Origin of the sequence: Mycobacterium sp. (genome assembly GCF_039583785.1) — a bacterium.
Lineage (GTDB): Bacteria > Actinomycetota > Actinomycetes > Mycobacteriales > Mycobacteriaceae > Mycobacterium.
Map to the genome: position 1 here is coordinate 23,662 of NZ_JAVKSG010000056.1, position 1,142 is coordinate 24,803.

At 67.4% G+C, this 1,142-nt stretch carries 1 protein-coding gene and 1 pseudogene; one reads left to right on the plus strand and one right to left on the minus strand.

Annotation, left to right across the window (positions count from 1 at the left end):
• A pseudogene (locus tag ABDV69_RS15700) lies at positions 1–266 on the minus strand (hypothetical protein); the annotation flags it as partial.
• A 17-nt stretch (positions 267–283) separates the two neighbouring features.
• Between ABDV69_RS15700 and ABDV69_RS15705 the strand changes: the two are divergent.
• Positions 284–1,108: a crotonase/enoyl-CoA hydratase family protein gene (locus ABDV69_RS15705; protein WP_343575984.1), complete on the plus strand. Its 825-nt coding sequence runs from the start codon at positions 284–286 to the stop codon at positions 1,106–1,108.
• Positions 1,109–1,142: the final 34 nt, after the last annotated feature.

Here is a 1,142-nt window from a genome sequence, read left to right on the forward strand (position 1 = left end):
GCGGCGATGATCTGGCGATCGACGGTGTCGTCCGGGTCCCGCGGCGGAAGGTCGGCGTCCAATGCGCTGCCGATCGAGGTGATCGTCTCGACCAGATGATCGGTCAGCTGAGCGACGTCGAAGCCTTCGCTCGCGGCGATGCGAAAGATCGTCGCGGGAGATCGGATGCACGCTGTGCTGTAGCACGCCCAGCGCCGCCTCCGCCGCGCGCAATTCGTCGGCGGGTGGCAAGTCGGGTCCGCGGCGCAGGTCGGAAGCCGTGCCACCACGGTACGGTCTCGTCATGGGTGAGCTATACGAGTCAGTCACCGTCGAACACAAGGATCTCGTCGCACAGGTGACGTTGGTCGGACCCGGCAGTGGAAACGCGATGGGGCCGGCGTTCTGGTCGGAGCTACCGGAGGTGTTCGCGAAACTCGACGCCGACCCCGATGTGCGCGCCATCGTGCTCACCGGCTCCGGGCGCAACTTCAGCTACGGCCTCGACCTGTCCGCGATGGGCGCAACGCTGGCCCCGGTGCTGGCTGACGGCGCGATGGCCGGGCCGCGCACTGAGTTCCACCGCGAAGTGGTCCGCATGCAGGGCACCATCAGCGCCGTCGCCGACTGCCGCACCCCAACGATCGCGGCGATTCACGGCTGGTGCGTCGGCGGCGGTGTCGACCTGATTTCCGCAGTCGACATCCGCTACGCCAGCGCCGACGCGAAGTTCTCCGTCCGGGAGGTCAAGCTCGCGATCGTGGCCGACGTCGGCAGCCTGGCACGGCTGCCGCTGATCCTGTCCGACGGGCACCTGCGCGAACTCGCGCTGACCGGCAAGGACATCGACGCCGTCCGCGCCGAGAAGATCGGATTGGTCAACGACGTGTTCGCCGACGCCGACGCGACTCTCCGGGCCGCGCACGCGACTGCCGCCGAAATCGCCGACAACCCGCCGCTGACAGTCCGCGGTATCAAGGATGTCCTTGACCACCAACGGATTTCACAGGTTTCGACAAGCCTACGCTATGTCGCGGCGTGGAATGCGGCGTTCCTGCCGTCGAAGGACCTGTCGGAGGGGATCGAGGCGACCTTCGCCAAGCGGCCGCCGAAGTTCAAGGGCGAATAGCGCGATTCGCCCGGTCCGTGGCGGGTAACCCCTA